A 26,938-nucleotide genomic window follows, 5' to 3' on the forward strand; every position below is an offset into this window, starting at 1 on the left:
AGAACAAGGTGCCGCAGAGCACATCGGAGGCGGGCCGCAAAACGGCGTCCGCATCGACGCCGTTGCCGTCCATACCCGCCACCGGCGCACGCAACTGGCGCGACTATGCGCTGCTGCTCGCGCTCGCCTGCTGCTGGAGCTCGACCTATCCGCTGACCAAGCTGGCGCTTCCCACCATCCCGCCCATCACCTTCATCTCGGCGCGCTCACTGATCGCGGCCGCCTTCCTGTTCGCGATCCTGTGGGTGCGCGGGATCAGGATTCCGACCGACGCGAGAGCTATGGCGGAATCTGGGTGATGACGGTGTGAGGAAGGCGGCGTATCGAGGCGGGTGACGAGCCTGCCAGAACCTCTCGAGGAGAGCGATACGCCATGACCGAGACTACCAATGTTCTTGCTTTCCGTCAGCCGTCCGCGGTTGATGATCCACTGACCGATATCGTTCGTGCCGGCGCGCGGGACCTGCTTGCCAGGGCGATCGAGATCGAGGTTGGCGCGTTTCTGGCCAGCACGGCCAATCTGACGCTGCCCGACGGTCGAGCGCGCCTGGTCCGACATGGGCACGGTCCGGTGCGCGAGATTGCGACCGGCATCGGTCCGGTGGAGGTCGCTCGTCCCAAGGTCCGCGACCGCGGAGCGAGCGGGCGAGGCGACCGCCTCCGCTTCAGTTCGGCAATCCTGCCGCTATGGGCGCGGCGGACGAAGAGCCTGGATGCCTTGATCCCGGTCCTCTATTTGCGCGGCATCTCGACCGGCGACTTCCAGGAGGCGCTCTCGGCGCTGCTCGGCAAGGATGCGCCGAACCTGTCGCCTTCGGTGATCGCCGGCCTGAAGGCCGATTGGCAGGTCGAGTACGAACGCTGGCAGAGACGCGATCTGTCGGCGCGTCGCTATGTCTACATCTGGGCCGATGGCGTGTACCTGCAGGCCCGCATGGAAGATCACAGCGAATGCATGCTGGTGCTGATTGGCACCACGCCGGAAGGCAAGAAGGAGCTGATCGGCTTCCAGGTCGGCGTGCGCGAGAGCGCGCAGAGCTGGCGCGAACTCCTGATCGACCTGCGGCAACGCGGGTTACGGATTGCCCCGCAACTCGCCATCGGCGACGGCGCCCTCGGCTTCTGGAAGGCACTGGACGAGGCCTTTCCCGGCACGCGGCACCAACGATGCTGGTGCCATAAAGTGAGCAACGTACTCGACAAGGTCGCCAAATCCGTGCAGGGCCCCATGAAGAACGACCTGCGGAACATCTATCTGGCCCCACACCGGGCCGAAGCTGAAACCGCGATCGACGTCTTCGTCGAGAAATACCACGTCAAATACGGACGTGCGGTGGAGTGCCTGATCAAGGATCGCCATGCGCTGCTCGCCTTCTTCGACTTCCCTGCTGAGCACTGGATCCACCTACGCAGCTCGAACCCGATCGAGAGCGTCTTCGCCACGGTGCGCCACCGAACGGTGCGGACCAAGGGATCGCTGTCGCAACAAACTGCGAAGCTGATGGTGTTCAAGCTCATCGACGCCGCATCGAAGACCTGGCGGCGATTGAAGAGCACGAACCAGTTGCCGAAAGTCATCGCCGGTGTAAAGTTCATCGACGGAATCGAAGTCATTCCGAACACTGAAAGCCACGCCGCCTGATCAGGCCGCGTCACCCAAAATCAGCCATAGCTCCGGACGCGAAAGCCTGGAAGCTGTTCGCGACCCAGCAATTGATCAACTCGACCTTCCCGTTCCTGATCATCACCTGGTCGCAGCAATATGTGCCGGCCTCGAACACGGTGGTGCTGGCCTCGACGACGCCGATCTTCGCCTTCCTGATCACCTCGCTGATCACGCGGCACGAGCCGGCGACGCTGCTCAAGCTCGCCGGCGCGGTTTTGGGGCTTGCCGGCACCGTCGCGATCGTCGGGCTCGATGCCCTGCATGGCCTTGGCAGCGAGATCGTGGCGGAGATCGCGATCCTGCTCGCCACGATCTCCTTTGCCTGCGCGACCATCTTCGGCCTCCGCCTCTCCGAGTACGACCCGATGGTGGTGGCCGCCGGCTCGCTGCTGTTCGGCGGCCTTGTGCTGCTGCCGCCCTCGCTGCTCATCGACCAGCCCTGGACGCTGCACCCGACGCCGACGGCGATTGTCGCCACCATCGTCATGGGCATCGTCTCCAGCGCATTGGGCCTGATGCTGTTCTACGTCTGCCTCGGCCGGCTCGGCACGCTGACGACGAACGCGCAAGGTTATTTGCGCATCCCGATCGGCGTCGGCCTCTCCGTGCTGCTGCTCGGCGAGAGCGTGCCGTCGAATTTGGCGCTGGGCCTGCTGCTGGTGATGGCCGGCGTTGCCGCGATGACGGTGCCTGCGGAGAAGCTCAAGCTGCGCTAGGGTCTGGACTCAACCAAGCTGTGGCCGTGGAATCAATCTGAACAGGAGAAACAGACAACATGGTGAGCGATACGAACGTTTGGGCCGGCCAGTGCCATTGCGGTGCGGTGCGCTTCGAGGCGACGCTCAGCGACGGCTTCAATTCGATCCGCCGCTGCACTTGCTCTTACTGCCGGATGCGAGGCGCCGTCGTTGTCATGGCGGAAATGGGAGGGTTCAAGTTCCTGCAGGGCGAGGACGCGCTCACAACCTACCGCTTCCATACCGGATCGGCGCAACACTTCTTCTGTTCTCGCTGCGGAATATACACCCATCATCAACGGCGATCTGACACGACATCATACGCCGTCAACGTGGCCTGCCTGGACGGGGTAAGCCCATTCGACTTTGCCGAGGTGCCCGTCATGGACGGCGTCAATCACACCAACGATACCGGCAAGCCAACCCGTCGAGCAGGCACACTCCGGTTTATCCCGGCTGACTAAAGCGCGATGCGATTGGATGAATCGTCATCGCGCTTCAGGTGATTGTTTGAGCATGATCTTTTCGGAAAACCGCTGCACACTTTTCCTGGATCATGCTGTAACACCACTTTCGGCGGCCGACGGCGAGGCGGTCACTTGGCGTCGTCGGCCAGCATCTTCCGATATTTTTCGACGTCGCGCGTCACGAGCTTCTGCAGCACTTCGGGCGCGTGCTCGTCGGAATCGGGCGTAACGGTCGAGAGGTCGGCGAAGCGCTTCTTCACCGCGTCGGTCTCCACCGCCGTGCGCGCGGCGGCATTCAACTTGGCGATGACGGCCGGCGGCGTGCCCTTGGGCGCGAACAGGCCGTTCCAGCCCTGAGCCTCGAATTCGGGCAGGCCCGCTTCGGCCGACGTCGGCAGGTCCGGGAGCGTGGCGAGCCGCACGGTCGAGCCGACGACCAGACCCTTCACCAGCTTCTCGTTGATCGATTGCGAGACCGAGGCTGCCGCATCGCAGACGCCGTCGATCTGGCTTCCGACGGCATCGGTCAGCGCAGGCGCGGCGCCGCGATAGCCGACCAGCGTCGCGTCGATCCCGGCTGCCGTGACGAAGCTCTTGCAGATCAGGTAGTTCGACGAGCCGACGCCGGCATGGCCGAGATTGATCTTGCCGGGATTGGCCTTCGCGTAGGCGATGAACTCTTTCAGATCCTTCGCAGGAAAGTCCTTGCGCAGCGCGATGATGCCGAAGGTCTTCGCCACCATGGCGATCGGCACGAAGGACTCAGGCGTGAACGGCAGCTTTGGATAGATCGTGTAGGTCGCAGCATTGGTGCCGGCGTTGCCGATCGCGATGGTGTAGCCGTCGGGCTCGGCGCGGGAGGCGCGCGCCAGCGCGGTCGAGCCGCCGGCACCGGCAACGTTCTCGATCACGATGGTCTGGCCGAGGGCGATGCCCATCTGCTCGGCGACCGTGCGCGCGATCACGTCCGAGGTGCCGCCGGCCGCGAACGGCACGATCATTGTGATGGGACGCTTGGGATAATCTTGCGCGGATGCGCATGTTGCGAACGCCAGCGCCGCGACTGCGGCGAGGGCACGCTTCACTACGAGCGAAATCACGCAGCCTTTTCCAGGTGCTGGACCAGGCCGGCGAACAGGCCGCGGCCGTCGGTGCAGCCCATGATGTCTTCGACGTGGTTTTCCGGATGCGGCATCATGCCGAGCACGTTGCCCTTGTCGTTGACGATGCCGGCGATGGAGTGCGCCGCGCCGTTGATGTTGTGGGCCTCGTCGACCACACCTTCAGGCGAACAATAACGATAGAGCACCCGCCCCTCGCCCTCGAGCCGCTTGATGGTCTCCTCGTCCGCCTCGTAATTGCCTTCGCCATGCGCGACCGGCACGCGGATCACCTGCCCGGCATTGTAGCCGCGGGTGAACGGCGTGTCGGAACGCTCGACGCGCAGATGCACGTCATGGCAGATGAATTTCAGCCGCGCGTTGCGCATCAACACGCCCGGCAGCAGGCCGGATTCACAGAGGATCTGAAAACCGTTGCAGACGCCGAGCACGAGCCCGCCGTTGGCGGCATAGCCGCGCACCGCATCCATCACCGGAGCCCGCGCCGCAATCGCGCCGCAGCGCAGATAGTCACCGTAGGAAAAGCCGCCCGGCACCACCACGAGATCGGTGCCCGCCGGCAGCGACGTCTCGGCGTGCCACACCATCGCAGGCTCGCTGCCCGAGATCAGCCTCAACGCACGCGCCATGTCGCGCTCGCGGTTGATTCCGGGAAAGACGAGGATGGCGGCTTTCATGGCAGGGGTTCCGACGGTGGGCGGGAATCGGGGCTGGCCGAAGGGCCAATTCGTGAAGGGACATAACCATTTGACGGGGATTTTACCAGTGCTAGCCTTGGTCGAGCGCCTTGTACACAGGCGATAGTCGCATGCCGATCGGCCAGTCGTTTCGCCCGGGATTGAAGCCATGAACGTCCCGTCGCTGCCCGCATCCCCCTCCGAGCCGGTGCCCACCGAGGGCGTCGTCGCCGCCGGCGCCTATGTCGACGGCCGGCGCGTCGCCAATATCGCCATCAGCGAGGCCTCGAGCTGGCGGGCCAAGCCCGGCCACGTGGTCTGGATCGGCCTGCACGAGCCGGACATGACGCTGCTCGGCGCGGTCCAGAAGCAGTTCGACCTGCACGAGCTCGCGATCGAGGACGCCAACCACGCCCATCAGCGACCCAAGATCGAGCAATATGGCGAGGCCCTTTTCATCGTGGCGCGCACCGCGCAATTGATCGAGGGCCGGATCGCCTTCGGCGAGACGCATATCTTCGTCGGCGAAGGCTATCTGGTCTCGGTGCGCCACGGCGCCTCGACGTCCTACACACCGGTGCGCGAACGCTGCGAGAGCTGCCCGCGGGCGCTCGCGCGCGGCGAGGACTACATCCTCTACGCCATCCTCGATTTCATCGTCGACAATTACTCGCCCGTGCTCGAGAGCATTCACGAGGAGGTCGAAGGCATCGAGGACGACGTGCTCTCCAAGCCGCTCAGCAAAGCGCAGATCGAGCGGCTCTACATGCTGCGCCGCGACCTGCTGCGGCTCAGGACCGCGATCGGCCCGCTGGTGGAGGTCTGCCGCCGGCTCGAGCATGACGAGCTGTCGATGGTGCGGCAGGCCATGCAGCCGCTGTTTCGCGACGTCACCGACCACGTCCGCAACATCCAGGAGCGCATCGATTCCATGCGCGAGGTGCTGGCCTTCGCCTTCGAGGCCAGCCTGCTGGTCGGCCAGGCCCAGGAGACGGCGGTGTCCAAGAAGCTCGCCTCGTGGCTCGCGATCATCGCGATCCCGACCGCGCTCGCCGGCATCTACGGCATGAACTTCAAGCACATGCCGGAACTGGAATGGGAGTACGGCTACTACATGCTGCTCGGCGTGATGCTGACGGCATGCGGCTCCCTGTACTGGCGTTTTCGCAGCGTCGGATGGCTGTGAGCCATCCTGCTCACCCGAGCAGTTCCACCCGATAATTCTCGATCACGGTGTTCGCCAGCAGCTTGTCCGCGGCCTCCTTCAGCGCGGCTTCCGCCTTGGCCTTGTCGGCGCCGGCGAGCTCGATGTCGAACACCTTGCCCTGGCGGACGCTGGCGACGCCGTCGACGCCGAGCGACTTCAGCGCGCCTTCGATGGCCTTGCCCTGCGGATCGAGGATGCCCGTCTTCAAGGTAACGGTGACACGTGCCTTCACGTCGAAAACCCCTTTTAGCTCTTCACCAGCACCGGGCCGGAGCCCGCCGGACGCTCGTTCTCCATGAGGATGCCGAGACGCTTTGCGACCTCGGTATAGGCCTCGAGCAGGCCGCCGAGATCCCTGCGGAAACGATCCTTGTCGAGCTTCTCGTTCGACTTGATGTCCCAGAGACGGCAGCTATCCGGCGAGATCTCGTCGGCGACGATGATGCGCATCATCTCGTTCTCGAACAGGCGCCCGCACTCCATCTTGAAGTCGACGAGACGGATGCCGATGCCGAGGAAGAGGCCGGTGAGGAAATCGTTGACGCGGATGGCGAGCGCCATGATGTCGTCGATCTCCTGCGGCGTCGCCCAGCCGAAGGCGGTGATGTGCTCTTCCGACACCATGGGGTCGTTGAGCTGGTCGTTCTTGTAGTAGAATTCGATGATCGAACGGGGCAGCTGCGTGCCCTCCTCGATGCCCAGGCGCTGCGACAGCGAACCGGCGGCGACGTTCCGCACCACCACCTCGAGCGGCACGATCTCGACCTCGCGAATCAGCTGCTCTCGCATGTTGAGCCGACGGATGAAATGGGTCGGCACCCCGATGTCGTTGAGGTGCTGAAACAGGTACTCCGAGATCCGGTTGTTGAGGACACCCTTGCCCTCGATCACCTGATGCTTTTTCGCATTGAACGCTGTGGCGTCGTCCTTGAAGTGCTGGATCAGGGTACCGGGCTCCGGGCCTTCATACAGAACCTTTGCCTTGCCTTCATAAATGCGACGCCGACGGCTCATGGGGATGTACCGTGTTTTGTTGAAATCCATGAATTTGGTGTGCTCCGGTTGACTAGGATTACGACCCACAGCGGAGCTGCCGTGAACGGCTGGGAACCCATCTATAAACCCTTGGAAACAGAACGGGAACCAAGCCTTTAGGCAACCTATCCGATTGGCTGTCCCAGCACAATCGATCCGGCCGTCCGGCGCCAACTTATACCATCTTGCCTGCGGCTTAACGGCCCGTTGTTTTGCCGATTCGTGCTATCTATGTAGGCATGCAGCCGGGTCGCCGCAACGGAAGGCTCCCGCGCCATTCAAGCAGGGGATTTGGAACAAGGCATGAGCGAGTTCGACAAGCGCCAGGAAGGCTTCGAGAAGAAGTATGCCCTCGACGAGGAGCAGAAGTTCAAGGCGGAAGCCCGCCGCAACCGGCTGCTCGGCCTGTGGGCGGCCGAAAAGCTCGGCATTACCGGTGATGCCGCCACCGCCTATGCCAAGGAGGTGGTCGCGTCGGATTTCGAGGAGGCCGGCGATGCCGACGTCCTGCGCAAGATCACGGCCGATTTCGCCGCCAAGAACGTCGCGGTCACCGAGCAGGCGATTCGCGCCAAGATGAGCGAACTGCTCGCGGTGGCGGCTGCCGAGGTGAAGGCGGGGAAGTAAATTAGGCGATCAGGGAGTGGCGAATGGCTAATTGGGCGTCCCCATTCGCTATTCGCAATTCGCCACTCACCTCCATCACCCCTCCTTGAAGCCGTATTCCGGCACGTTGCCGCTGGCTCCGTAATATTTGTACGGCAGGAACTTGCCGCTCATGGTGATCTTGACGCGGTCGCCCTTCGGGTTGGCGACGCGTTCGATTCCCATGTCGAAGTCGATCGCCGACATGATGCCGTCGCCGAACTCCTCCTCGATCAGCGCCTTCCAGGCCGGGCCGTTCACCATCACCATCTCGTAGAAGCGGTAGATCAGAGGATCGGTCGGCGGCATCGGCGTGCCGGTGCCGCGCATCGGCACCTCGTTGAGCATCGCAACTTCGGCCTTCGACAGGCCGAACAGCTCGCCGGCATTGGCGGCCTGCGGCTTCGTCAATTTCATCTGGCCGAGGATCGCGCCGACGATCAGCACTTCGGAATAGCCGCCGATCTGCTCGCAGATATGCTTCCAGCTCCATCCCTTCTCGCGCTTGATGTCGAGCAGCTTTTCGGTGAGATCTTCGCGTTTCATCAGGGGTCTCCGTGTCAGGCGGTCAGTCCGGGACTGGTCCCGGGGGTCCAGGTCTGGCGTGGCTCCTCGCCGTTCGAGGCGATCGTCAATCCGGGCTTGCCGATGTGCACCATCGGCACGTTGCGAGGATCGTGATCGGGTGTCTCGGCGGCAAAGGTCTTGCTGCGCGTCACCAGGAAATCGATGATGTGGTTGCGCAAGGCGTAGTAGAGCGGATGGCGGTGCAGATCGATGCGGCCGCGATCCCGCGGCAGCGGATTCTCGACCACCTCGGCCAGCACCGCGCCGGGACCGTTGGTCATCAGGAAAATCTTGTCGGCGAGATAGATCGCTTCGTCGACGTCATGGGTGATCATGAACGCGGTCTGCCCGGTCTCGAGGCAGATGCGCCGGACCTCGTCCTGGAGCGTGCCGCGCGTCAGCGCGTCCAGCGCCGAGAACGGCTCGTCCATCAGCATCATCTTCGGCGTGATCGACAGCGCCCGCGCGATGCCGACGCGCTGCTTCATGCCGCCCGACAGTTCAGACGGCCGCTTGTGCTCGGAGCCGGTGAGACCGACGAGATCGATGAAGGTCTGCGCATGCGCCCTCACCTTGGCGCGATCCCAGCTCCGCCATTTCGAGCTGACGGCGTAAGCAACGTTGCCGAGCACGGTGCGCCAGGGCAGCAGCGCGTGGCTCTGGAAGATCACGGCGCGGTCGAGGCTGGTGCCCGAGATCGCCTGGCCGTCGACGATGACGGCGCCCTCGCTCGGCGCATCGAGGCCGGCGAGGATGTTGAGCACGGTGGTCTTGCCGCAGCCGGAATGGCCGATCACGCAACAGAACTCGCCGCGCGCCATCGAAAGCCACAGGTTTTCGAACACGGTTGTCGTCGCGCCGCCCGCACCGGGATAACGCTTGGCGATGCCTTCGATGGAGACGAATTTGTCGGTCACTTGCCCTACTCCGGAAACGTGACCATGCGCGTGAAGCGCGCGAGGATCTGGTCGAGCAGCATGCCGACGACCCCGATCAGCAGGATCGCGATGATGACGTTGGTGATCGAGAGGTTATTCCACTCGTTCCAGACGAAGTAGCCGATACCGGTGCCGCCGACGAGCATCTCGGCGGCAACGATCACGAGCCAGGCGATGCCGATCGAGATGCGCATGCCGGTCAGGATCGTCGGCGCCGCCGCGGGCAGGATCACCGTGAAGGCGCGCCTGACGGTCCCGACCTCCAGCGTCCGCGCCACGTTGATCCATTCCTTGCGCACGCTGGCAACCCCGAAGACGGTGTTGAGCAGCATCGGCCAGATCGAGCAGATGAAGATGACGAAGATCGCGGAAACCGAGGAGTCCTTGATGGTGTAGAGCGCGAGCGGCATCCACGCCAGCGGCGAGATCGGCTTCAGCACCTGGATGAAGGGATCGAGCGCCTTGCTGAGCAGCGGCGACATGCCGATCAGGAAGCCGAGCGGAATCGCGACCAGCACGGCGAGCAGATAGCCGGTGCCGACCCGCGCGATGGAATAGCCGAGTTGGATTCCGAGCCCCTTGTCGTTCGGCCCGTTGTCGTAGAACGGCCGCTTCAGATGCTCCCAGAGCTTGGCCCCGACGTCGAGCGGTCCGGGCATTGCCGATTTGCCCTGCGTCGCGGTCAGGCCCATCAGCTTGGCGTATTCCGGACTCATGGTAGCGACGGGGGCCGTCGAGCGCGTGGCGAGATGCCAGATGCAAAGAAACGCGGCGAGCAGCACGATGGAGACGAGGCCGGCACGTAGGCGGAGGGAGGATGTCATCTTGCAAGCCCTCGCGGTATGGGTCCCGGCGTTTGCCGGGATGACGATGGCGAGAGTGGCGTGCTCACGACGCCTTCCTGATCTTGAAGCTCGCCACGTAATCCTCCGGCTTGGCCGGGTCGAAATTCTTGCCCATCACCGCGAAGGACTTGTACGCGCTTGCAGGCGGCGACAGCCCCATCTCGGTCATCAGCTTCTTGGTGTCGGTGGCGAGGTACACCTGCTCGGCGATCGCCTTGTAGTCGACGTCGCCCTTGATCTGGCCCCAGCGCTTCATCTGCGTCAGCATCCAGACCGCGAAGGACTGCCAGGGGAACGGATCGAAATCGACCCGCTTGGGATCGGTCTTCACCCCACCGAGGCCGTCGGCATAGGTGCCGGTCAGGACCTGCTCCAGCACCGTGACCGGCGCGTTGATGTAGTTCGCCGGCGCGATCGCCTCCGCGATCTGCTTGCGGTTCTCCGCCTTCGACGCATAGGCGGTGGCATCGACGATGGCCCGCGTCAGCGCCGCAAAGCTGTTCGGCGCCGTCGTGATGAATTCGCGGCTGGCGGCGAAGCTGCAGCAGGGATGGCCGTCCCAGATCTCCTTGGACAGCAGATGCATGAAGCCGACGCCGTCATAGATCGCGCGCTGACAAATGTTGTCGGGCGCGAGGAAGCCGTCGATGTTGCGGCGCGCAAGTTCGCGACCATTTCCGGCGGCGGCACCGAGCGAAGCTGCACGTCGGTATCAGGGTCGATGCCGTGCTCGGCGAGATAATAGCGCAGCAGGTAATTGTGCATGGAATAGTCGAAGGGGATGGCGAATTTCAGGCCTTTCCAGTCCTTCGGATCGCGCTTGTCCTTGTGCTTGGTCGCGAGCACTATGCCCTGCCCGTTGATGTTCTCGATCGCAGGGACGGCGAACGGAATGGCGTTGGCACCCAGGCCGAGCGAGATCGCGATCGGCATCGGCGCCAGCATGTGCGCGGCGTCGTATTCCTTGTTGATGGTCTTGTCGCGGATCACCGCCCAGCCGGCGGTCTTGACCACTTCGACATTGAGGCCGTGCTTGGCATAGAAGCCCATCGGCGCCGCCATGATGATCGGCGTGGCGCAGGTGATTGGAATGAAGCCGACCTTGAGGTCCTTTTTCTCGGGCGCGCCGGCCTGCGCGAACACTTCGGTCGCGGTCTGAAGCGGGAAGAATTGCGACAGCGCCGCGAGCGCGGTCGACGCACCGACCGATTTCAGGAAGGCGCGGCGCGCCACGTCCTGCGGAAACATCGCGCGCATCACGGCAGAGGCGACGACGCCCTCGTAGCGCTTCTCCTCGCCCTCGACGGGCTCGCAACGCAGCGCCGCGGCTGCCTGGTCATGCTCTGCCGCGGATCGGTGCTGGCCACAGGCGCAGCCGGCCCGAAGGTTGCGGTCGGGATCAAACGAATTGTCGAACGTGGACATCAGCCCTCCTGCGCGTCGTTGCGAGGAAGGATTACGCAAGGAGCATGCCACGGCCGCCACATCGGCCAGCACCTTGACGACGCAGCACTTTCAATCAAGCTTGGTCACTACGAAAATTCGTGATAAACGAGATTTCGTAGTTCAATTACGAGATTTCGCAATGGCACCGATGCCGATGCCCGTCCACGACGACATGACTCCCCCGATCGATCCGCGCGTCGCAGCGTTCGAATCCTCGGTCGAGGCGACACTGCTGGTCGATCCCTTCAGCGACCAGATCGTCGATGCCAATCCCGCCGCCTGCGCCCTGCTCGGCTATGACCGCGCGCTGCTGCGGCAGACCAGACCCAGCAAACTCCACGCCGGCGAGCTTCCGGCCCTCACCGTCTTCACCCAGGCCGTGCTGCACAAGGGCGCCTACTGGACCACGGCGCTCACTCCCCGCCACGCAACGGGGCAAGATCTCCAGCTCGAATATGCAGGCTGTGTGCTGCCGCATGACGGCCGCACGCTGCTGCTGCTCGCGCTGACCGATCTCGACGCGCGCCGCCGGCGCAATGTCGATGCCGCCGCCGAGGATCACATGCGCAGCGGCATATCGACCTGGCAGCGGGTCGAGCGCGTCTTTCAGGACATCGAGCGCGAGAACCAGCTGATCCTGCGCGCCGCCGGCGAAGGCATCTATGGCGTGAACGCGGAAGGAAAGACCACCTTCGTGAACCCCGCGGCGGAGCGGATGCTGGGCTGGACCGCCGAAGAGCTGGTCGGCAAGGAGATCCATCCGATCGTGCACCACACCCACCACGACGGCCGCCACTACCCCGATCACGACTGCCCGATCTATGCGGCGTTCCGTGACGGCGCCGTGCATCAGGTCGATGGCGAGGTGTTCTGGCGCAAGGACGGCTCGCCGGCCTGGGTCGAATACACCTCCACGCCCATCCGCGACCGCGGTGTCGTGGTCGGCGCGGTCGTCGTGTTTCGCGACGTCAGCCAGCGCCGCGAGGCCGACGAGAAGCTGCATGCGGCGCTTGCCGAAGTCGACCGTCTGCGCGAGCGGCTCGAACTGGAAAACGCCTATCTGCAGGAGGAGATCCGCATCGAGACCAATCCGCGCGGCATCATCGGTGGAAGCGAGGCGATCCAGAAGACGCTGCGCCAGGTCAAGCTGGTGGCGCCGACCACGGCGGCGGTGATGATCACCGGCGAATCCGGCACCGGCAAGGAGCTGATCGCGCGCGCCATCCACGAGGACTCGATCCGCAGCGACCGGCCGCTGATCCGTGTCAACTGCGCCGCGATCCCGCGCGAATTGTTTGAGAGCGAGTTCTTCGGCCATGTCCGCGGCGCCTTCACCGGCGCAATGCGCGACCGCATCGGCCGCTTCGAACTGGCCGACGGCGGCACGCTGTTTCTCGACGAGGTCGGCGAAATCCCGATCGAGCTCCAGGGCAAGCTGCTGCGCGTGTTGCAGGAAGGCCATTTCGAGCGCGTCGGCGAGGCACGCACGCGCGCGGTCGACGTCCGCGTCATCGCCGCGACCAATCGCGACCTCAAGCAGGAAGTCCAGCGCGGCCGTTTCCGCGAGGATCTCTATTTCCGCCTCAACGTGTTCCCGATCGAGACCGTCCCCTTGCGCGAACGGCGCGAGGATATTCCGTTGCTCGCCCAGCACTTCCTGACGCGCGAGGGCAAGGCGCTGAAGTCGAACCTGCGTCTGTCCGAGGGCGATGCGCGGCGACTGACCCGCTACGACTGGCCCGGTAATGTCCGCGAATTGCAGAATGTGATCGAGCGCGCTGCGATCCTGTCCCAGAACGGCCGTCTGCGCATCGATCTGCCCGACGGCTCCGGCGCGCAGGTTCTGTCCGGCGCCGCTCGCCCGAAGGCCGATGCGCGCCCGGCGGTCATGACCTCATCCGAGATGCGCGACCACGAGCGCGCCAACATTCTCGCCGCACTCGAGGCCTGCTCGGGAAAAGTCTTTGGCCCGGGCGGCGCGGCCGAATTGCTCGACGTCAAGCCGACCACCTTGGCCTCGCGGATCAAGGCGCTGGGAATTGCGCCTCGTCCGCGGGCAACGCATCCTTCGAGACGCCCGCTTTAGGTGGGCTCCTCAGGATGAGGGCGGAGTGCGCGGCAGCAGTTTCAACATGCACCGATGCCGCTTAGCCTCATCCTGAGGAGACCGCGAAGCGGTCGTCTCGAAGGACGAGGCGTGCACTCAGGCCGCCTTGGTCGTGACATCAGCTGCAATCGGCAAGCCCTGCTCGATCGGCAGCGACGGATCGCGCGACCATTCGTTCCAGGAGCCGAAATACATCCGCACGTCCTTCACGCCGGCGTTCTTGAGCGCCAGGAACGTGTTCGAGGCGCGCGCGCCCTTGAAGCAGTAGAGTTAGACCGGCGTGGTCTGCGAGATGCCGACGGTGGCGCATTCCGCCAGGATCTCGTCCTTGGACTTGAAGCGCGGGCCCTCGCCGGTCGGCTTCATCATGCGATACCACTCCAGCCACACGGCGCCGGGAATGCGGCCCTTGCGCGGGCAGAAATCCTTCCCATAGGGAGAAGAGCTGTCGCCGATCCATTCGTCGACGTCGCGAACGTCGAGGATCGCGATGCCGGGCTTGCCGACGGCGGCGAGCATGGTCTTCGCATCGATCAGGATGTCGCCCGCTTCAGGCACGATCGGGAACGAGGCCTTCACCGGGGTCGGAACGTCCTTGGTCACCGGCAAGCCCGCAGCTGCCCAGGCATCGAAGCCGCCGTGAAGCACCTTCACCTTGGGATAGCCGAGCATGGTGAGCAGATAATAGCCGCGGCAGGACTGGCCGAAGCCGGAATTCATCGACTGCTCGTAGACCACGGCCGTTTCCTTGCCGGAGAGGCCGGCCGCGCCGAAGGCGTCGGCGAATTTGCTCTTCAGCTCGCTGATGCCCTCGGGCGTCGAGGTCGCAAGGAACGTGAAGATGTCGTGCACGTTCACGGCATTGGGCAGGTGCCCGGCGCCGTAGGCGTCGGGATTGCGGGTGTCGATCACGACACACGGTTCGGTCTTCAAGAGATCGGCAAGTTCGCTGGCAGAGATCAGAACGTCCGTCATTTGGCAGCCTCTCCGTTGAGGTTAGGTGGTCTTCGGGGTGGACTCGTGAAGCTCAGGTGTCGGCGAGCATCTTGCGCAGCTGCTTGGTGGCAGGCGTGACGATCGCGACGAAATAGGCCTCGCGCATGCGCCGCTGCGCGCGGTGGCTCTTCAGGTAGCCGCGCGCGCCACAATGCAGCATCGCCGCATGCGCCGCCGCGACGCTGGCCTCGCCGGCGCGAAGCCGCAGCGCGATCACCTTGCGCCAGTAAGTTTCCTCCTCGTTGTAGGGATCGCGCGCCAGCGCCATGGTCTCGGCCTCGAGCTCGGCGGCGAGATCGCGGAAGTGCACCGGCTGCTGCGGCAGATATCGGTTGATATGGCCGAGGGGGCTGTCGACCTCGTCCATGATGTTGATGCAATCCTTGATGAGGCCGAGCGCCATGCCGGCCTGGAGCAGGATGAAGCCGGCACGGATCTTCTTGACGAAGGGCCCGGCCGGATCGGCCAGGATCAGCTCGTCCGGCACGAACACGTCGCGGAACTGCACTCCGTAGGTGCCGGTGCCGTCCATGGCGAGGAACGGCTTGCACGGCGTCAGCGTGATCGCAGGATCCGAGCAGTCGGCCAGGAACATCACCGTGGCGGGCTCGCCACTTGCGATGCCGGGCGCGCCACTTGCGGTGCCCTGATCGTCCTCACGCTCGAAGATGGTGCCGAAATAATGGTCGGGACCGAGATTGGAGACCCAGGGCAGCGCGCCGCGCACGATATAGCCGCCCTCGACCTTGCGCCCCTTCAGCTTCAATTTCTCGATGTCGAAGAAGCTCTTCATGGGGTTGGAGAGCCCGGTGCCGCCGAGCACGCGCCCGGTCGAGAAGGCATCGCCGAAGCGTTTGGCGAGCTTCAGGTTGGTCGAGTTCGCCGCGTACCAGACCAGGGTGTCCTGGCACCAGGCCATGAAGGCCGTGGCCCCGCAGACTTCCCCGATCGCGGCCATCGCCTGGATGGCGCAGCGCAGATCGGCGGGGCCTTCGTGAGGCACGTGACTGCCCCACGCCCCGACCGCACCGAACTTGCGCAGCACCTCGGCCGGATAGAGCTGGCCCCGCAAATTCGGACAGTAGCTTGAGTGGATTTTCTGCCTGACAGCGGCGAGGATTCTTGCTGCGAATCAGGAGCGAAGATGACGAAGAAGAGCCGCCGGACGCATTCTCCGGCATTCAAGGCGAAGGTTGCTTTGGCTGCGGTCAAAGGCGACAAGACACTGGCGGAGCTGGCGCAACTGTTTGATGTTCATCCGAACCAGATCACGATCTGGAAAAACCAGCTCCTGGAAGGCGCCGCCGGCGTGTTTGGGCATGACAAGACATCGGCCGAGACGCCGGTCGATTTGAAGGCGTTACATGCCAAGATCGGCGAGCTGGCGTTGGAAAACGATTTTTTGTCCGGCGCGCTCACCAAGGCGGGCCTGCTGAGCGCAAAGCGATGATCGACCGCGATCATGATCTTTCTATCGTGCGCCAGGCGAAGGTCCTGAAGCTGGCTCGCAGCACGGTCTACTATGAACCTCGGCCAGTTTCGGCCGAGGACCTTGCCTTGATGCGTCGGCTCGATGAGCTGCATCTCGATTATCCCTTCGCGGGAGCGCGTATGCTGCGATCGTTGCTGCGGCGGGAGGGCGTATACGCCGGTCGCCGCCACATCGCGACGCTGATGAAGCGCATGGGGATCGAGGCGGTCTATCGTCGCCCGAACACGAGCAAGCCGGCTCCGGGTCACAAGATCTACCCGTACCTGTTGCGCGGATTGAAGATCGAGCGGCCCGACCATGCGTGGGCAATGGACATCACCTACATTCCGATGCGGCGTGGCTTCGTCTATCTCGCGGCGGTCGTCGATGTGTTCAGCCGACGGGTCCTGGCCCATCGCGTCTCGATCACAATGGAGGCGGCCTTCTGCGTCGAAGCGGTCCAGGAGGCGTTGGCGAAGCACGGCAGGCCCGAGATTTTCAACACGGATCAGGGCAGCCAGTTCACCAGCCTCGAGTTCACCGATGTGCTGCTGGACGCGAAGATCGCCATCAGCATGGACGGCAAGGGCGCCTGGCGCGACAACGTGTTTGTCGAGCGGCTCTGGCGCACGGTCAAATACGAAGAAGTATATCTCCGCGCCTACGACAGCGTGTCCGAGGCGCGAGCGTCAATTGCCAAGTATCTGGCCTTCTACAATCAGGGACGCCCTCACTCGAGCCTTGACGGGCGCACGCCCGACGAGGCTTACTTCGGCACGCAAGCTATGGTGATGGCCGCATGACCGTCGCCGACGGTTTTGTCGTCGCTCTGGTCGGGCTACGCCCTCCCGACGCAACGACAAAACCGTAAAGCCCCGCGTTCAGCATAACCCGGCAGGAATCCACTTAAATCCAGCGGGGCGCTGTCCAAACAACCGGGGCCAGCTCTGGATAGACCGTACCGTCGTCGATGCCGGCGGCGAGCGGCGCGAGCTGCTCGCGCGCGATCCGCGCCACCTCGCCCGCAATGGACGGTGCGGGCTGATCCATAACTTCGGCCCGCGATAAAGCCAGTGAACCCATGATCGTCTCCCGCACCTTGTCCTGATTGCCGTCTGCTAGATGCCGACCTCGAGATTGACCGGCCGGGTGAAGGTGTTGGCGACCGGCGACCATTTCTTCACATGGGCAACCAGCGCATTGATCTCGTCCTGCGAGACGCCCTCGCATTCCATGTCGACCTTGACGCGGACGTCCGTGAACCCGACCGGCTTGTCGGAGGTGTCGCCGGTGCCCCAGACCGCCGTGATGTTGAGATCGCCTTCGAGCTCCAGCTCGAGCTTGTTGACGATCCAGCCGCGATGCACGGCATTGGCGTGCAGGCCGACCGCGAGGCAGGAGCCGAGCGCGGCGAGCGAGGCTTCGGACGGATTGGGCGCGGTGTCGTCGCCCAGCAGCCCCGGCGGCTCGTCGACGATGTAGGGCGGCAGGTTGCGGATGTAGTTGGCGTGGCGGAATTTACCTTCCGCGACCGTCTTGCACTTCAAGGTCTTGATGACCTTCGGATTCGCCTTGCCGTTGGCGATCAGCTGCTCGAGCCCATTCTTGTCGATGGGCGCGAGGCACCCCGTCAGCACTGTCTTTTGAACGACGGCAGTCATCAGTCTTCTCCCTGGCAGAAGTGGAAATCGGCAGGATACCGAACGGTCTGTTTCCTTGCATGGAGCGTGCCAGAAGCGACCAAAAGCGAAACGCGAAGCATTGGAGCCGCTTAGGCGTCGCTGCCTGCCGATTGATCAGCCCCCTCTTGCTCAAAGGCGGAGCAGATGACCGAGCGGATGCGAATCTTTTCAGCGCTGGACAGATGCGGCTTGCTGATGTGATGCAGCTGCGATTAAGTTGCAGCCCATGGCAAAGACGTCATCGAAGAAGAACGCGAACTCGCCCCACGCTGGCGCAGGCGACGACGAATCCGCGCGCGGGCGCCTGCTCAGTGCCGCGACGCATCTGTTCTGCAAGAACGGCATCAACGCCACCGGCATCGATGCGATCATCGAGGAAGCCGGCACCGCGAAGACCACGCTCTACAAATTGTTCGGCTCCAAGACCAATCTCGTCAACGCCGTGCTGGAAAGCGAAGGCAAGCAGTGGCGCGAATGGTTCATCGGCGCCATGGAGCAAGGCAGCGGCGATGCGCAGGCGAAACTCACGCGCATCTTTCCCGCGCTGAAGAGCTGGTTCGCGGAGGAGCGCTTCTACGGCTGCCCCTTCATCAATGCGGTCGGCGAGCACGACAAGGACGCCAAGCAGTTTCGCAACATCGCGCTGAAGCACAAGAAGATCGTGCTCGGCCATATCGAGAAGCTCGCCGGCGAGCTCGGTTCGACCGAGCCTGCGGTGCTCGCGCATCAGCTCGGCCTGATCATCGATGGCGCGATCGTCGCGGCGATGATCTCGCGCGACCCGGGCGTGGCCGATACGGCGGCACTCACGGCAGGCCCCCTGCTCGGCCAGTCCAAGGCGAAGAAGAAGCGGGCGGCGGAGCAGCTCGAGGCGGTGTGAGTCCGTAGGACGGTTAGGGAAACGCAACCGATCCCGTCCCTTCAGCGGTCACGCGGATATTCGAATGAGGGTGTCCGCGTCCAGTGGGTCAGCCAGGCTTACCGACTCTCCGACCTGCGCGCTCGTCGTCGCCACGGAGGCGGCGTTCTTCATTGAGACAAGGGGTGCCCGCAACCTGCAAGCTGCTCCGAGTGCATATTGCGTGTGTTCCGGCGCGTTGCCACTCAGAAGACGACTTGCCGTGTCGGCTCCTTTGGGCGACACTGGCCGTATTTCAGAGAACGTATTTTTCGAGAGGGCGTCATGCCCGAGATACTGGAAGTCATGCTGTGGTGTGCCGCGCTTGCGACGTGGCTAATGCTTCTCTTCGCGTTCCTGGGCGATGCCTTGAAGCCGCTCACAAGGAGCATCCGTCGCGCGATCGAGGACGCATTCAAGCCCCATGTGTGAAGTGATGCCGCCTACGTTGCCCGGTCCAGGCTGAAGCGGCCTGGCCCGGTGACGAAGATCAACATCGCGCCTCCCATGATCGAGATGTTCTTCAGGAAATGGTTGTATTGACCAATCTGCTGCGCGCCGGCGGGATATTCCCAGTAGCGGTGTGCGATCACTGTCGCCATCAGCACGAACACGAACATCAGAACTGCGCAGTAGCGCGTGCCGAAACCCAATATCAGACCAAGGGATATGAGGATCTCGACCGCTATGTTGATGATGGTGAACAGCTCAGGTGCTGGAAGGTTCAGCGACCTGAAGTAGCCCACCGAGCCGCCGAAATTGGATAGCGCTCCGTACGCGCTTCCGACGAATACCCACGCAAGCAGAATGCGGCCGATCAAGATCAGCACGCCCGCTGTCCTTGTGGCGAACTCGTCGAGCGCCCGTGACTCCAATTGGGATATCACTGAAAGAATCCCCCTGCTGTCCACGACCGGCTGAACCGTCCACGGCGAGAGCCAGCCTAGCATGATTGGCGGATCGCACGAAGCGCTCAGGCCGAGCTGCCGCTCACGAGTGTCAGCGGAGTTGACGCAATTTCGTGGGACGTAGTGGAGTACGACGCGCCTTGAGCCTGCTGCTACGGAGCGCTCGATCCGTCGGCCATCATCCGCGCAAGCCGCACGAGCTCCGCCTCGAGATCGCGCTCCACATCGGCTGCGCGGACGTCGAGCACCCGATAATCCCGCGCCTCCAGCCAGGTCCGCCGGCCCGCACGGTCTGCCGCAATCGCCTCGCCCTCGCCCGGGTTGACCAGCTCGATCGCGATCCGGTGCGGGAACGACACGAAATCCGGGATGTGGCGCCCGACCGGGGTCTGGCGCTTGAACTGGCCGGCGAAGCGGCGGTCGCGCGTCAGCGCCTGCCACAGCAGGCGCTCGGCGTCGGTCGGGTTGCGGCGAAGCAGGCGGGCGAGGCCGCGCACGGTCGAGCCGCTATCGGGGACGCCACCGCCCTGCCCGTGCTCGGCCAGCAGCGCGCGCAGGCGCGTGGCCTGCTCGCCGTCGAGCACGCCGCCCTTGGCCGGGCCCTTGCGTCCTTCGGCAATCGCCATGATCACGCCGTGCAGGGTGTGCATGTCCTGCTTGGTCGGCTCCATCCGGCTGAAGATGTTGCGCAGGTTCACCAGCATGGTGTCGCGCTTCTCGGCCGGGCGCAGGAATTCGACCTTGTCGAGCTCGCGCACGAGGTTGTCGAAGAAGGCCTGCATCTGGTGCTGCGAGGCGCGCTCGGAGCGCTCCGGCATGGCATGGGGCAGCGCGCCCGAGGTCGCGTGCTTGAACCATTCATAGCCGACCAGCAGCACGGCCTGGGCGAGGTTGAGCGAGGCAAAGCCCGGGTTGACCGGAAAGGTGATGATGCGGTTGGAGAGCCCGACCTCCTCGTTGGTCAGCCCCCAGCGCTCGCGGCCGAACAGGATGCCGCACCTGCCGCCGGTCGCGACGTGCCCGGCGATCTCGCTGGCTGCGGCTTCCGGCCCGACCACCGGCTTGGCCTGGTCGTGGGGACGCGCCGTGGTGGCGAACAGGAGGTCGAGGTCGGCGACCGCCTGCTCCACCGTGTCGAACAATTCGACCTTTTCCAGAATGTGGTCGGCGCCGGCCGCGGCGCGCTGGGCGGCGATGTTGGGCCAGCCGTCCCTGGGGTTGACGATGCGAAGCCGGCCGAGAGCAAAGTTGCCCATGGCGCGCGCGGCCATGCCGATATTCTCGCCGAGCTGCGGCTCGACCAGGATGACGATGGGACCGTCGAGGGATAGACCCGCCTTGCTCTTGTCAGTCCCCGACATCTCGCTTCGCTTTCACGCTGTCTTTCAAGGCCTTGCGGAGGCCACTTCAGGAGTTGATTCAAGCCGGCCCGCCGGGCGGGCCGCACCGCCGCCTGTCGTTTGCCTGTCCTGACGAAATTCTCAAGGGAAATAACGGGTTGGATTCGACTTGTGATTCTCTTCCGAATCCTCAGGGCCGGCCCTGGGGCGGGGCCGCTTCCCGCTCCCCATCTGCGGAAGCTGGATGAGCTAAAAGTGCATAATCCCTTGGCTTTCGCCCGCCGCGCGGCGATGCTAAGAGGCGGCGGATATTCCCGTGGCGCGCCAAAAGCGCCGTTCCCAAGAGGCTTCCCCGATCATGGCAAAAATCAAGGTATCCAATCCCGTCGTCGAACTCGATGGCGACGAGATGACCCGGATCATCTGGCAGTACATCAAGGACAAGCTGATCAACCCGTTCCTGGATGTCGAGCTGCTCTATTTCGACCTGGGGATGGAATACCGCGACCACACCAACGATCAGGTCACGATCGACGCCGCCGAGGCGATCAAGAAGGTCGGCGTCGGCGTCAAGTGCGCCACCATCACCCCGGACGAGGCCCGGGTGAAGGAGTTCAACCTCAAGCAGATGTGGAAGTCGCCGAACGGCACCATCCGCAACATCCTCGGCGGCGTGATCTTCCGCGAGCCGATCATCTGCAAGAACGTGCCGCGCCTGGTTCCCGGCTGGTCCAAGCCGATCATCATCGGCCGCCATGCCTATGGCGATCAGTACCGTGCCACCGACATCAAGTTCCCGGGCAAGGGCACCCTCTCGATGAAGTTCGTCGGCGAGGACGGCACCGTGATCGAGAAGGAAGTGTTCAAGGCGCCCGGCGCCGGCGTCGCCATGGAGATGTACAATCTCGACGACTCCATCGTCGACTTCGCCCGCGCCTCGTTCAATTACGGCCTGCTCCGCAATTACCCGGTGTACCTGTCGACCAAGAACACGATCCTCAAGGTCTATGACGGCCGCTTCAAGGACATCTTCCAGGACATCTTCGACCGCGAGTTCAAGAAGGAGTTCGACGCCAAGGGGCTGACCTACGAGCACCGCCTGATCGACGACATGGTGGCCTCGGCGCTGAAATGGTCCGGCGGCTATGTCTGGGCCTGCAAGAACTACGACGGCGACGTGCAGTCCGACACCGTCGCGCAGGGCTACGGCTCGCTCGGCCTGATGACCTCGGTGCTGCTCACGCCCGACGGCAAGACGGTGGAAGCCGAAGCCGCCCACGGCACGGTGACCCGTCACTACCGCGAGCACCAGAAGGGCAAGGAGACCTCGACCAACTCGATCGCCTCGATCTTCGCCTGGACTCGTGGCCTCGCCCACCGCGCCAAGCTCGACAACAATGCCGAGCTGGCGAAGTTCGCCAACACGCTGGAGAAGGTCTGCGTCGACACCGTCGAGGCCGGCTACATGACCAAGGACCTCGCACTCCTGGTCGGCGCCGACCAGCGCTGGCTCTCGACCACCGGCTTCCTCGACAAGGTTGCCGAGAACCTGACCAAGGAGCTGGCGGCCTGAGCCGTCCGCAATTTCGCCCGCCTGGGCCGGACATCATCACGGGCCGCGCTATCGAGCGCGGCCCGTTTCTTTTTTTGAGAGCTTTCGCGGAAACCGCCATGTTCATCAAGCATGCTGCCCCCACCCTGCTAGTTGCAGCCCTGATCGGGCCGGCCGCCGCTGCGGAGCCACTTCCCGAGGCCATCGCGGCGCCCGGCGAGAGCCTCGTGCTCAGCGTCCACGCCGAGGGCGCGCAGGTCTATGAGTGCAAGGCCGGCGCTGACGGCAAGCTCGCCTGGGCCTTCCGCGAGCCGATCGCGACGCTGCTGTCCGATGGCAAGACGATCGGGCGGCACTATGCCGGCCCGAACTGGGAGCTCGCCGACGGCAGCGCCGTGGTCGGCAGGGCCGTCGGCAACGCACCGGGCGCGACGGCCGCCGATATCCCCTGGCTGAAGCTGGAGGTTGCCTCCCGCCGCGGCAGCGGCACCCTGACGCCCGTCACCACGGTCCAGCGCATCAACACCCGCGGCGGCGAGCTCGACGGCGCGTGCGAAAAGGCGGGTGAGTTCAAAAGCGCGCCCTACTCGGCGGATTATGTCTTCCTGAAGAAAGGCTGACCGCTCAGCGGTCGGCGTCGTTCTTCTCCGCCTGCGCCAGCTCGGCGAGCGCGAGATCGCCGGTATCGGCGAGCCTCGCCTTGGCGGTGGTGTGGACGTGGTCGGCGAGCGTCGGCATGCGCGCGATCAGCGCGTGGAAATCCTGGGCGTCGAGCACGAGCAGCCGGGTCTTGCGCGTCGCCGTCACCGTGCCGCTGCGTTTTGTTTTGTGCAGCAGCGCGATCTCGCCGAAGAAGGTGCCGTCGGCAAGCCGCACATGCTGGCTTGGCAGCGCGATCTCGACCTCGCCGGCGGTGATGAAATACATCGACGAGGCGACATCGCCCCGCCGCACCAGGATCTCGCCCTGCTCGACGGTGCGCGCCCGCAAGAGCCGCATGATGTCGGCGATCTCCGCCGCCGACAGGTGCGAGAACAGCGGCACCCGCGCCAGCATGCCCCAGGTGACGACGAAATCGCGCCGCTTCACCTCTTCGGCGAAGGCGGTCGAGATGATCGCGACCGGCAGCGCGATCATGGCAAAGCCGGCGACGATGGCGAAGGTCGAGACGAACTTGCCGAGCGGCGTCACCGGCACGACATCGCCATAGCCGACCGTGCCGAGCGTGACGATCGCCCACCACATCGCCTGAGGAATGGTGCCGAGCTTGTCGGGCTGCACGTCGCGCTCGATGGCGTAGAGCAGCGAGGCGAAGGTCAGCACCGCGCCGATCAGGATGACGATGCAGCCGATCAGCGCCCGCCGCTCGGCATGCACGGCCGCGAGCAGCGAGCGCATCGCCGGCGAATAGCGGATCAGCTTGAAGAACGGCAGCACGCCGAGCGCGGCCAGCGTCGCATGCCCGCCGGTGGCGAGCACGATTGCCGCCGGCAGGAACGCCATGAGATCGATGATGCCGAGCGCGGAGAAGGCGTAGCCGAGCCGGTCGGCCAGCGCGGAGCCCTTGCGCTGGGTGTGCCCCGCCACCGTCCACAGCCGCGCCGCATATTCCAGCGCAAACACGATCACGGACAGGACGGTGATGGCTGCGAACAGCGCGCCGAACTGCGCATCGAGCTCCGGCAGCGAGGCGAGGATCATCGCGGCCACATTGAGCACGATGATCCCGATGATCAGCTGGATGAAGCGCGACCCGACCGAATAGGCCAGCGGATCGTGCTCCAGCAAATCGTAGAGGCGATCCCGAAATTCGGGATCGCGAAGCCCACGTCCGCGCGGAACGGGGGCCATGGCGACTTAAGCGCCCGCCATCGCTTTTTCGATCGCGGTGAGCGCGGCCGCCGCCTTGGCGCCATCGGGACCGCCGGCCTGGGCCATGTCGGGCCGGCCGCCGCCGCCCTTGCCGCCGAGCGTTTCGGAGGCGATGCGCACGAGGTTCACGGCGTTGAAGCGCGCGGTGAGGTCCTGCGTGACGCCGACCACCACACCGGCCTTGCCGTCCTCGGTGACGCCGACGATGGCGACGACGCCCGAGCCGATCTGCTTCTTGCCGTCGTCGGCGAGGCTCTTGAGATCCTTCATCTCGATGCCTTCCACGGCACGTGCCATCAGCTTGACGTCACCGACCTCGCGCACGCCGGCCGCGGCGCCGTTGCTGGCCGCGGCGCCGCCGCCCATCGCGAGCTTCTTGCGGGCGTCGGACAGCTCGCGCTCGAGCTTCTTGCGCTCCTCCATCAGCGCGGCGATGCGCGCCGGCACATCGTCGAGGGAGGTACGCAGCTCGTTGGCCGCGGTCTTCGCCAGTGCCATGGTCTCGTTGGCGTGCCTGCGCGCGTAATTGCCGGTCAGCGCCTCGATGCGGCGCACGCCCGAGGCGACCGCGCTCTCGCCCGTCAGCGTGATCAGGCCGATATCGCCGGTGCGCTTCACATGGGTGCCGCCGCAGAGCTCGACCGACCAGCCGAGCGCGTTGGCGCCGCGTTCGCGCGCGGTCCTGCCCATCGAGACGACGCGGACTTCGTCGCCGTATTTCTCGCCGAACAGCGCGCGTGCACCGGCCTCGCGGGCCTCGTCCACGCCCATGATCCGCGTGGTGACCTCGTCGTTCTCCAGCACCACGTCGTTGGCGATGTCCTCGACGCGGGCGAGCTCCTCCGCGGTGATCGGCTTCGGATGCACGAAGTCGAAGCGCAGGCGGTCGGGCGCGACCATCGAGCCGCGCTGGGCGATGTGGTCGCCGAGCACCTGGCGTAGCGCCTCATGGATGAGATGCGTCGCCGAGTGATGGGCGCGGATCGAGGAGCGCCGCGAATGATCGACCTCGAGCTGCAGCGCGGAGCCGAGCCTGATTTCGCCGCTCTCCACCGTACCGACATGGACGAAGAGATCGCCGAGCTTCTTCTGCGTGTCGGTGACGCGGAACTTGACGCCGCCCTCACCCGAGAGCATGCCGGTGTCCCCGACCTGGCCGCCGGACTCCGCATAGAACGGCGTCTGGTTGAGCACGATCGCGCCCGTCTCGCCGGCCTTGAGGCTGGCGACTTCGTGGCCGTCCTTGACCAGCGCGGATACCACGCCTTCGGCGCTCTCGGTCTCGTAGCCCAGGAATTCGGTCGCACCCAGCTTCTCGCGCAGCGGGAACCAGATTGCCTCGGAAGCCGCCTCGCCCGAGCCCTTCCAGGACTCGCGCGCCGTCACCTTCTGGCGCTCCATCGCATCCGTGAACGCCGCCTGGTCGACGCCGATGCCGCGCGACTTCAGCGCGTCCTGCGTCAGGTCGAGCGGGAAGCCGTAGGTGTCGTAGAGCGTGAAGGCGACGTCGCCGTCGAACATATCGCCCTTCTTCAGGCCCGCGCTCTTCTCGTCGAGGATGGCAAGGCCCCGCGACAGCGTCTTGCGGAAGCGGGTCTCTTCCAGCCGCAGCGTTTCCTCGATCAGCTTTTCCGCGCGCATCAGCTCGGGATAGGCCTGGCCCATCTCGCGGACCAGCGCCCAGACCAGCCGGTGCATCAGCGGCTCCTTGGCGCCAAGCAGCTGCGCATGGCGCATGGCGCGGCGCATGATCCGGCGCAGCACGTAGCCGCGGCCCTCGTTCGAAGGCAGCACGCCGTCGGAGACGAGGAAGGCCGAGGAGCGCAGATGGTCGGCGATGACGCGGAACGAGGCCACGGTCTGCTCGCTCGGCCCGGTGCCGAGCGCGGACGCCGTCGCATCGATCAGGTTCTTGAACAGGTCGGTCTCGAACACGCTCTCGACGCCCTGGAGGATGCAGGCCATCCGCTCCAGGCCCATGCCGGTGTCGATCGAGGGACGCGGCAGCGGCTGGCGCTCCTCCTTCGTCACCTGCTCGAACTGCATGAACACGAGATTCCAGAATTCGAGGAAGCGGTCGCCGTCCTCCTCGGGCGAGCCCGGAGGCCCGCCCCAGATGTGCTCGCCGCGGTCGATGAAGATCTCCGAGCACGGACCACACGGGCCGGTGTCGCCCATCGCCCAGAAATTGTCCGAGGTCGGGATACGGATGATGCGGTCGTCGGAGAAGCCGGCGATCTTCTTCCAAAGGCCCGCCGCCTCGTCGTCGGTGTGATAGACCGTGACGAGCAGCTTGTCCTTCTTCAGTCCGAACTCGGCGGTGATCAGCTTCCAGGCGAGCTCGATCGCGCGCTCCTTGAAATAGTCGCCGAACGAGAAATTGCCGAGCATCTCGAAGAAGGTGAGATGGCGCGCGGTGTAGCCGACATTGTCGAGGTCGTTGTGCTTGCCGCCGGCGCGCACGCATTTCTGCGAGGTGGTGGCGCGCTGATAGGGCCGCTTCTCCACGCCGGTGAAGACGTTCTTGAACTGCACCATGCCGGCATTGGTGAACATCAACGTCGGGTCGTTGCGCGGCACCAATGGCGAGGACGGCACGATCTCGTGGCCGTTCTCGGCAAAGAAGTTCAGAAAGGTCGACCTGATCTCGTTGACGCCGCTCATGTTCATCCAATCGGGTGTGCTGGGACCCGCTTCCTGCCATCCAAACCGGAGGTTAGGGCTGATATCTGCGGGTCAAAGCGCTTTTAGACAAGGCCTG

Annotated in this window: 23 protein-coding genes and 5 pseudogenes; 12 read left to right on the forward strand and 16 right to left on the reverse strand. The window is 64.5% G+C overall.

Annotated elements, in window-relative coordinates; all coding sequences use genetic code 11:
• Positions 1-8: 8 nt before the first annotated feature.
• The 4 genes and pseudogenes from ABIF91_RS42190 to ABIF91_RS42205 form a co-directional block, all read left to right on the forward strand.
• A pseudogene (locus tag ABIF91_RS42190) lies at positions 9-281 on the forward strand (EamA family transporter); the annotation flags it as partial.
• Positions 282-373: 92 nt separating this feature from the next.
• On the forward strand, positions 374-1,642 hold the full coding sequence (locus tag ABIF91_RS42195) for an IS256 family transposase (RefSeq protein WP_424579600.1): 1,269 nt from the start codon (positions 374-376) through the stop codon (positions 1,640-1,642).
• Positions 1,643-1,668: 26 nt separating this feature from the next.
• A pseudogene (locus tag ABIF91_RS42200) lies at positions 1,669-2,382 on the forward strand (DMT family transporter); the annotation flags it as partial.
• Positions 2,383-2,441: 59 nt separating this feature from the next.
• Positions 2,442-2,867 (forward strand): GFA family protein, encoded by a 426-nt coding sequence (locus ABIF91_RS42205; protein ID WP_028182350.1) that lies wholly within the window; start codon positions 2,442-2,444, stop codon positions 2,865-2,867.
• 131 nt (positions 2,868-2,998) lie between these two features.
• Here the strand turns inward: ABIF91_RS42205 and ABIF91_RS42210 are convergent, their stop codons facing one another.
• Both ABIF91_RS42210 and purQ read right to left on the reverse strand, forming a co-directional pair.
• A complete protein-coding gene (locus ABIF91_RS42210) occupies positions 2,999-3,970 on the reverse strand; it encodes a tripartite tricarboxylate transporter substrate binding protein BugD (protein ID WP_035673417.1) in 972 nt (323 codons plus the stop codon).
• A complete protein-coding gene (gene purQ / locus ABIF91_RS42215) occupies positions 3,967-4,668 on the reverse strand; it encodes a phosphoribosylformylglycinamidine synthase subunit PurQ (RefSeq protein WP_028178833.1) in 702 nt (233 codons plus the stop codon). Before purQ ends, ABIF91_RS42210 begins: the two co-directional genes overlap by 4 nt.
• Positions 4,669-4,837: 169 nt before the next feature.
• On the opposite strand from purQ, the gene ABIF91_RS42220 reads away from it, so the two are divergent.
• A complete protein-coding gene (locus tag ABIF91_RS42220; protein ID WP_028178834.1) occupies positions 4,838-5,854 on the forward strand; it encodes a magnesium and cobalt transport protein CorA in 1,017 nt (338 codons plus the stop codon).
• Between the two features lie 10 nt (positions 5,855-5,864).
• Here ABIF91_RS42220 and purS read toward each other — a convergent pair whose 3' ends face one another.
• Both purS and purC read right to left on the reverse strand, forming a co-directional pair.
• Positions 5,865-6,107 carry a phosphoribosylformylglycinamidine synthase subunit PurS gene (gene purS / locus ABIF91_RS42225; RefSeq protein ID WP_025037302.1) on the reverse strand — a complete coding sequence of 81 codons (243 nt, stop codon included), beginning with the start codon at positions 6,105-6,107 and terminating at the stop codon, positions 5,865-5,867.
• A 14-nt stretch (positions 6,108-6,121) separates the two neighbouring features.
• Positions 6,122-6,889 carry a phosphoribosylaminoimidazolesuccinocarboxamide synthase gene (purC, locus tag ABIF91_RS42230; RefSeq protein ID WP_008974302.1) on the reverse strand — a complete coding sequence of 256 codons (768 nt, stop codon included), beginning with the start codon at positions 6,887-6,889 and terminating at the stop codon, positions 6,122-6,124.
• A 324-nt stretch (positions 6,890-7,213) separates the two neighbouring features.
• On the opposite strand from purC, the gene ABIF91_RS42235 reads away from it, so the two are divergent.
• Positions 7,214-7,537 carry a DUF1476 domain-containing protein gene (locus ABIF91_RS42235; protein ID WP_028178835.1) on the forward strand — a complete coding sequence of 108 codons (324 nt, stop codon included), beginning with the start codon at positions 7,214-7,216 and terminating at the stop codon, positions 7,535-7,537.
• 75 nt (positions 7,538-7,612) lie between these two features.
• Here the strand turns inward: ABIF91_RS42235 and cynS are convergent, their stop codons facing one another.
• The 4 genes and pseudogenes from cynS to ABIF91_RS42255 all read right to left on the reverse strand — a co-directional run bounded on the left by cynS (position 7,613) and on the right by ABIF91_RS42255 (position 11,330).
• On the reverse strand, positions 7,613-8,101 hold the full coding sequence (gene cynS / locus ABIF91_RS42240) for a cyanase (RefSeq protein ID WP_050995055.1): 489 nt from the start codon (positions 8,099-8,101) through the stop codon (positions 7,613-7,615).
• A gap of 14 nt (positions 8,102-8,115) precedes the next feature.
• Positions 8,116-9,039, reverse strand: coding sequence for an ABC transporter ATP-binding protein (locus tag ABIF91_RS42245; RefSeq protein ID WP_028178836.1), 924 nt, complete (start codon positions 9,037-9,039; stop codon positions 8,116-8,118).
• A 5-nt stretch (positions 9,040-9,044) separates the two neighbouring features.
• On the reverse strand, positions 9,045-9,884 hold the full coding sequence (gene ntrB / locus ABIF91_RS42250; RefSeq protein ID WP_028178837.1) for a nitrate ABC transporter permease: 840 nt from the start codon (positions 9,882-9,884) through the stop codon (positions 9,045-9,047).
• Positions 9,885-9,948: 64 nt separating this feature from the next.
• Positions 9,949-11,330, reverse strand: a pseudogene (locus ABIF91_RS42255) (CmpA/NrtA family ABC transporter substrate-binding protein).
• 160 nt (positions 11,331-11,490) lie between these two features.
• Between ABIF91_RS42255 and ABIF91_RS42260 the strand changes: the two are divergent.
• Positions 11,491-13,437, forward strand: coding sequence for a sigma 54-interacting transcriptional regulator (locus tag ABIF91_RS42260; protein ID WP_028178838.1), 1,947 nt, complete (start codon positions 11,491-11,493; stop codon positions 13,435-13,437).
• 117 nt (positions 13,438-13,554) lie between these two features.
• On the opposite strand, the pseudogene ABIF91_RS42265 reads toward ABIF91_RS42260, so the two are convergent.
• Together ABIF91_RS42265 and ABIF91_RS42270 are read right to left on the reverse strand one after the other, a co-directional pair.
• Positions 13,555-14,433: pseudogene (locus ABIF91_RS42265) on the reverse strand (sulfurtransferase).
• A gap of 52 nt (positions 14,434-14,485) precedes the next feature.
• Positions 14,486-15,574, reverse strand: a complete 1,089-nt coding sequence (locus ABIF91_RS42270; protein ID WP_424579860.1) for an acyl-CoA dehydrogenase family protein — start codon at positions 15,572-15,574, stop codon at positions 14,486-14,488.
• Positions 15,575-15,598: 24 nt separating this feature from the next.
• Here ABIF91_RS42270 and ABIF91_RS42275 point away from each other — a divergent pair.
• A protein-coding gene (locus ABIF91_RS42275) for an IS3-like element ISRj2 family transposase (RefSeq protein WP_129557670.1) occupies positions 15,599-16,728 on the forward strand; the annotation gives its coding sequence in 2 pieces (ribosomal slippage) (positions 15,599-15,851 and positions 15,851-16,728; 1,131 coding nt in all).
• Positions 16,729-16,873: 145 nt separating this feature from the next.
• On the opposite strand, the pseudogene ABIF91_RS42280 reads toward ABIF91_RS42275, so the two are convergent.
• Positions 16,874-17,008, reverse strand: a pseudogene (locus ABIF91_RS42280) (acyl-CoA dehydrogenase family protein); the annotation flags it as partial.
• A 35-nt stretch (positions 17,009-17,043) separates the two neighbouring features.
• Positions 17,044-17,586 (reverse strand): OsmC family protein, encoded by a 543-nt coding sequence (locus tag ABIF91_RS42285; RefSeq protein ID WP_028178841.1) that lies wholly within the window; start codon positions 17,584-17,586, stop codon positions 17,044-17,046.
• 247 nt (positions 17,587-17,833) lie between these two features.
• Here ABIF91_RS42285 and ABIF91_RS42290 point away from each other — a divergent pair, with 247 nt between their 5' ends.
• The gene (locus ABIF91_RS42290) at positions 17,834-18,487 is read left to right on the forward strand and encodes a TetR/AcrR family transcriptional regulator (RefSeq protein WP_028178842.1); all 654 of its coding nucleotides are present in this window, start codon (positions 17,834-17,836) and stop codon (positions 18,485-18,487) included.
• Positions 18,488-18,790: 303 nt separating this feature from the next.
• Positions 18,791-18,937 (forward strand): hypothetical protein, encoded by a 147-nt coding sequence (locus ABIF91_RS42295; protein ID WP_162832015.1) that lies wholly within the window; start codon positions 18,791-18,793, stop codon positions 18,935-18,937.
• 11 nt (positions 18,938-18,948) lie between these two features.
• Here the strand turns inward: ABIF91_RS42295 and ABIF91_RS42300 are convergent, their stop codons facing one another.
• A complete protein-coding gene (locus tag ABIF91_RS42300; protein WP_244429991.1) occupies positions 18,949-19,335 on the reverse strand; it encodes a DoxX family protein in 387 nt (128 codons plus the stop codon).
• Positions 19,336-19,565: 230 nt separating this feature from the next.
• On the reverse strand, positions 19,566-20,774 hold the full coding sequence (locus ABIF91_RS42305; protein ID WP_028178844.1) for a TrmJ/YjtD family RNA methyltransferase: 1,209 nt from the start codon (positions 20,772-20,774) through the stop codon (positions 19,566-19,568).
• Positions 20,775-21,111: 337 nt separating this feature from the next.
• On the opposite strand from ABIF91_RS42305, the gene ABIF91_RS42310 reads away from it, so the two are divergent.
• Positions 21,112-22,326: an NADP-dependent isocitrate dehydrogenase gene (locus ABIF91_RS42310; RefSeq protein ID WP_028178845.1), complete on the forward strand. Its 1,215-nt coding sequence runs from the start codon at positions 21,112-21,114 to the stop codon at positions 22,324-22,326.
• A 98-nt stretch (positions 22,327-22,424) separates the two neighbouring features.
• Positions 22,425-22,925, forward strand: coding sequence for a DUF3455 domain-containing protein (locus ABIF91_RS42315; protein ID WP_035673441.1), 501 nt, complete (start codon positions 22,425-22,427; stop codon positions 22,923-22,925).
• Between the two features lie 4 nt (positions 22,926-22,929).
• Here the strand turns inward: ABIF91_RS42315 and ABIF91_RS42320 are convergent, their stop codons facing one another.
• Together ABIF91_RS42320 and alaS are read right to left on the reverse strand one after the other, a co-directional pair.
• Entirely contained in the window at positions 22,930-24,156 is a 1,227-nt protein-coding gene (locus tag ABIF91_RS42320) for a cyclic nucleotide-gated ion channel (RefSeq protein WP_028178847.1), read from the reverse strand.
• A gap of 6 nt (positions 24,157-24,162) precedes the next feature.
• Positions 24,163-26,841 (reverse strand): alanine--tRNA ligase, encoded by a 2,679-nt coding sequence (gene alaS / locus ABIF91_RS42325; protein ID WP_028178848.1) that lies wholly within the window; start codon positions 26,839-26,841, stop codon positions 24,163-24,165.
• Positions 26,842-26,938: the final 97 nt, after the last annotated feature.

This window comes from Bradyrhizobium sp. USDA 241, assembly GCF_049739505.1.
GTDB lineage: Bacteria > Pseudomonadota > Alphaproteobacteria > Rhizobiales > Xanthobacteraceae > Bradyrhizobium > Bradyrhizobium liaoningense.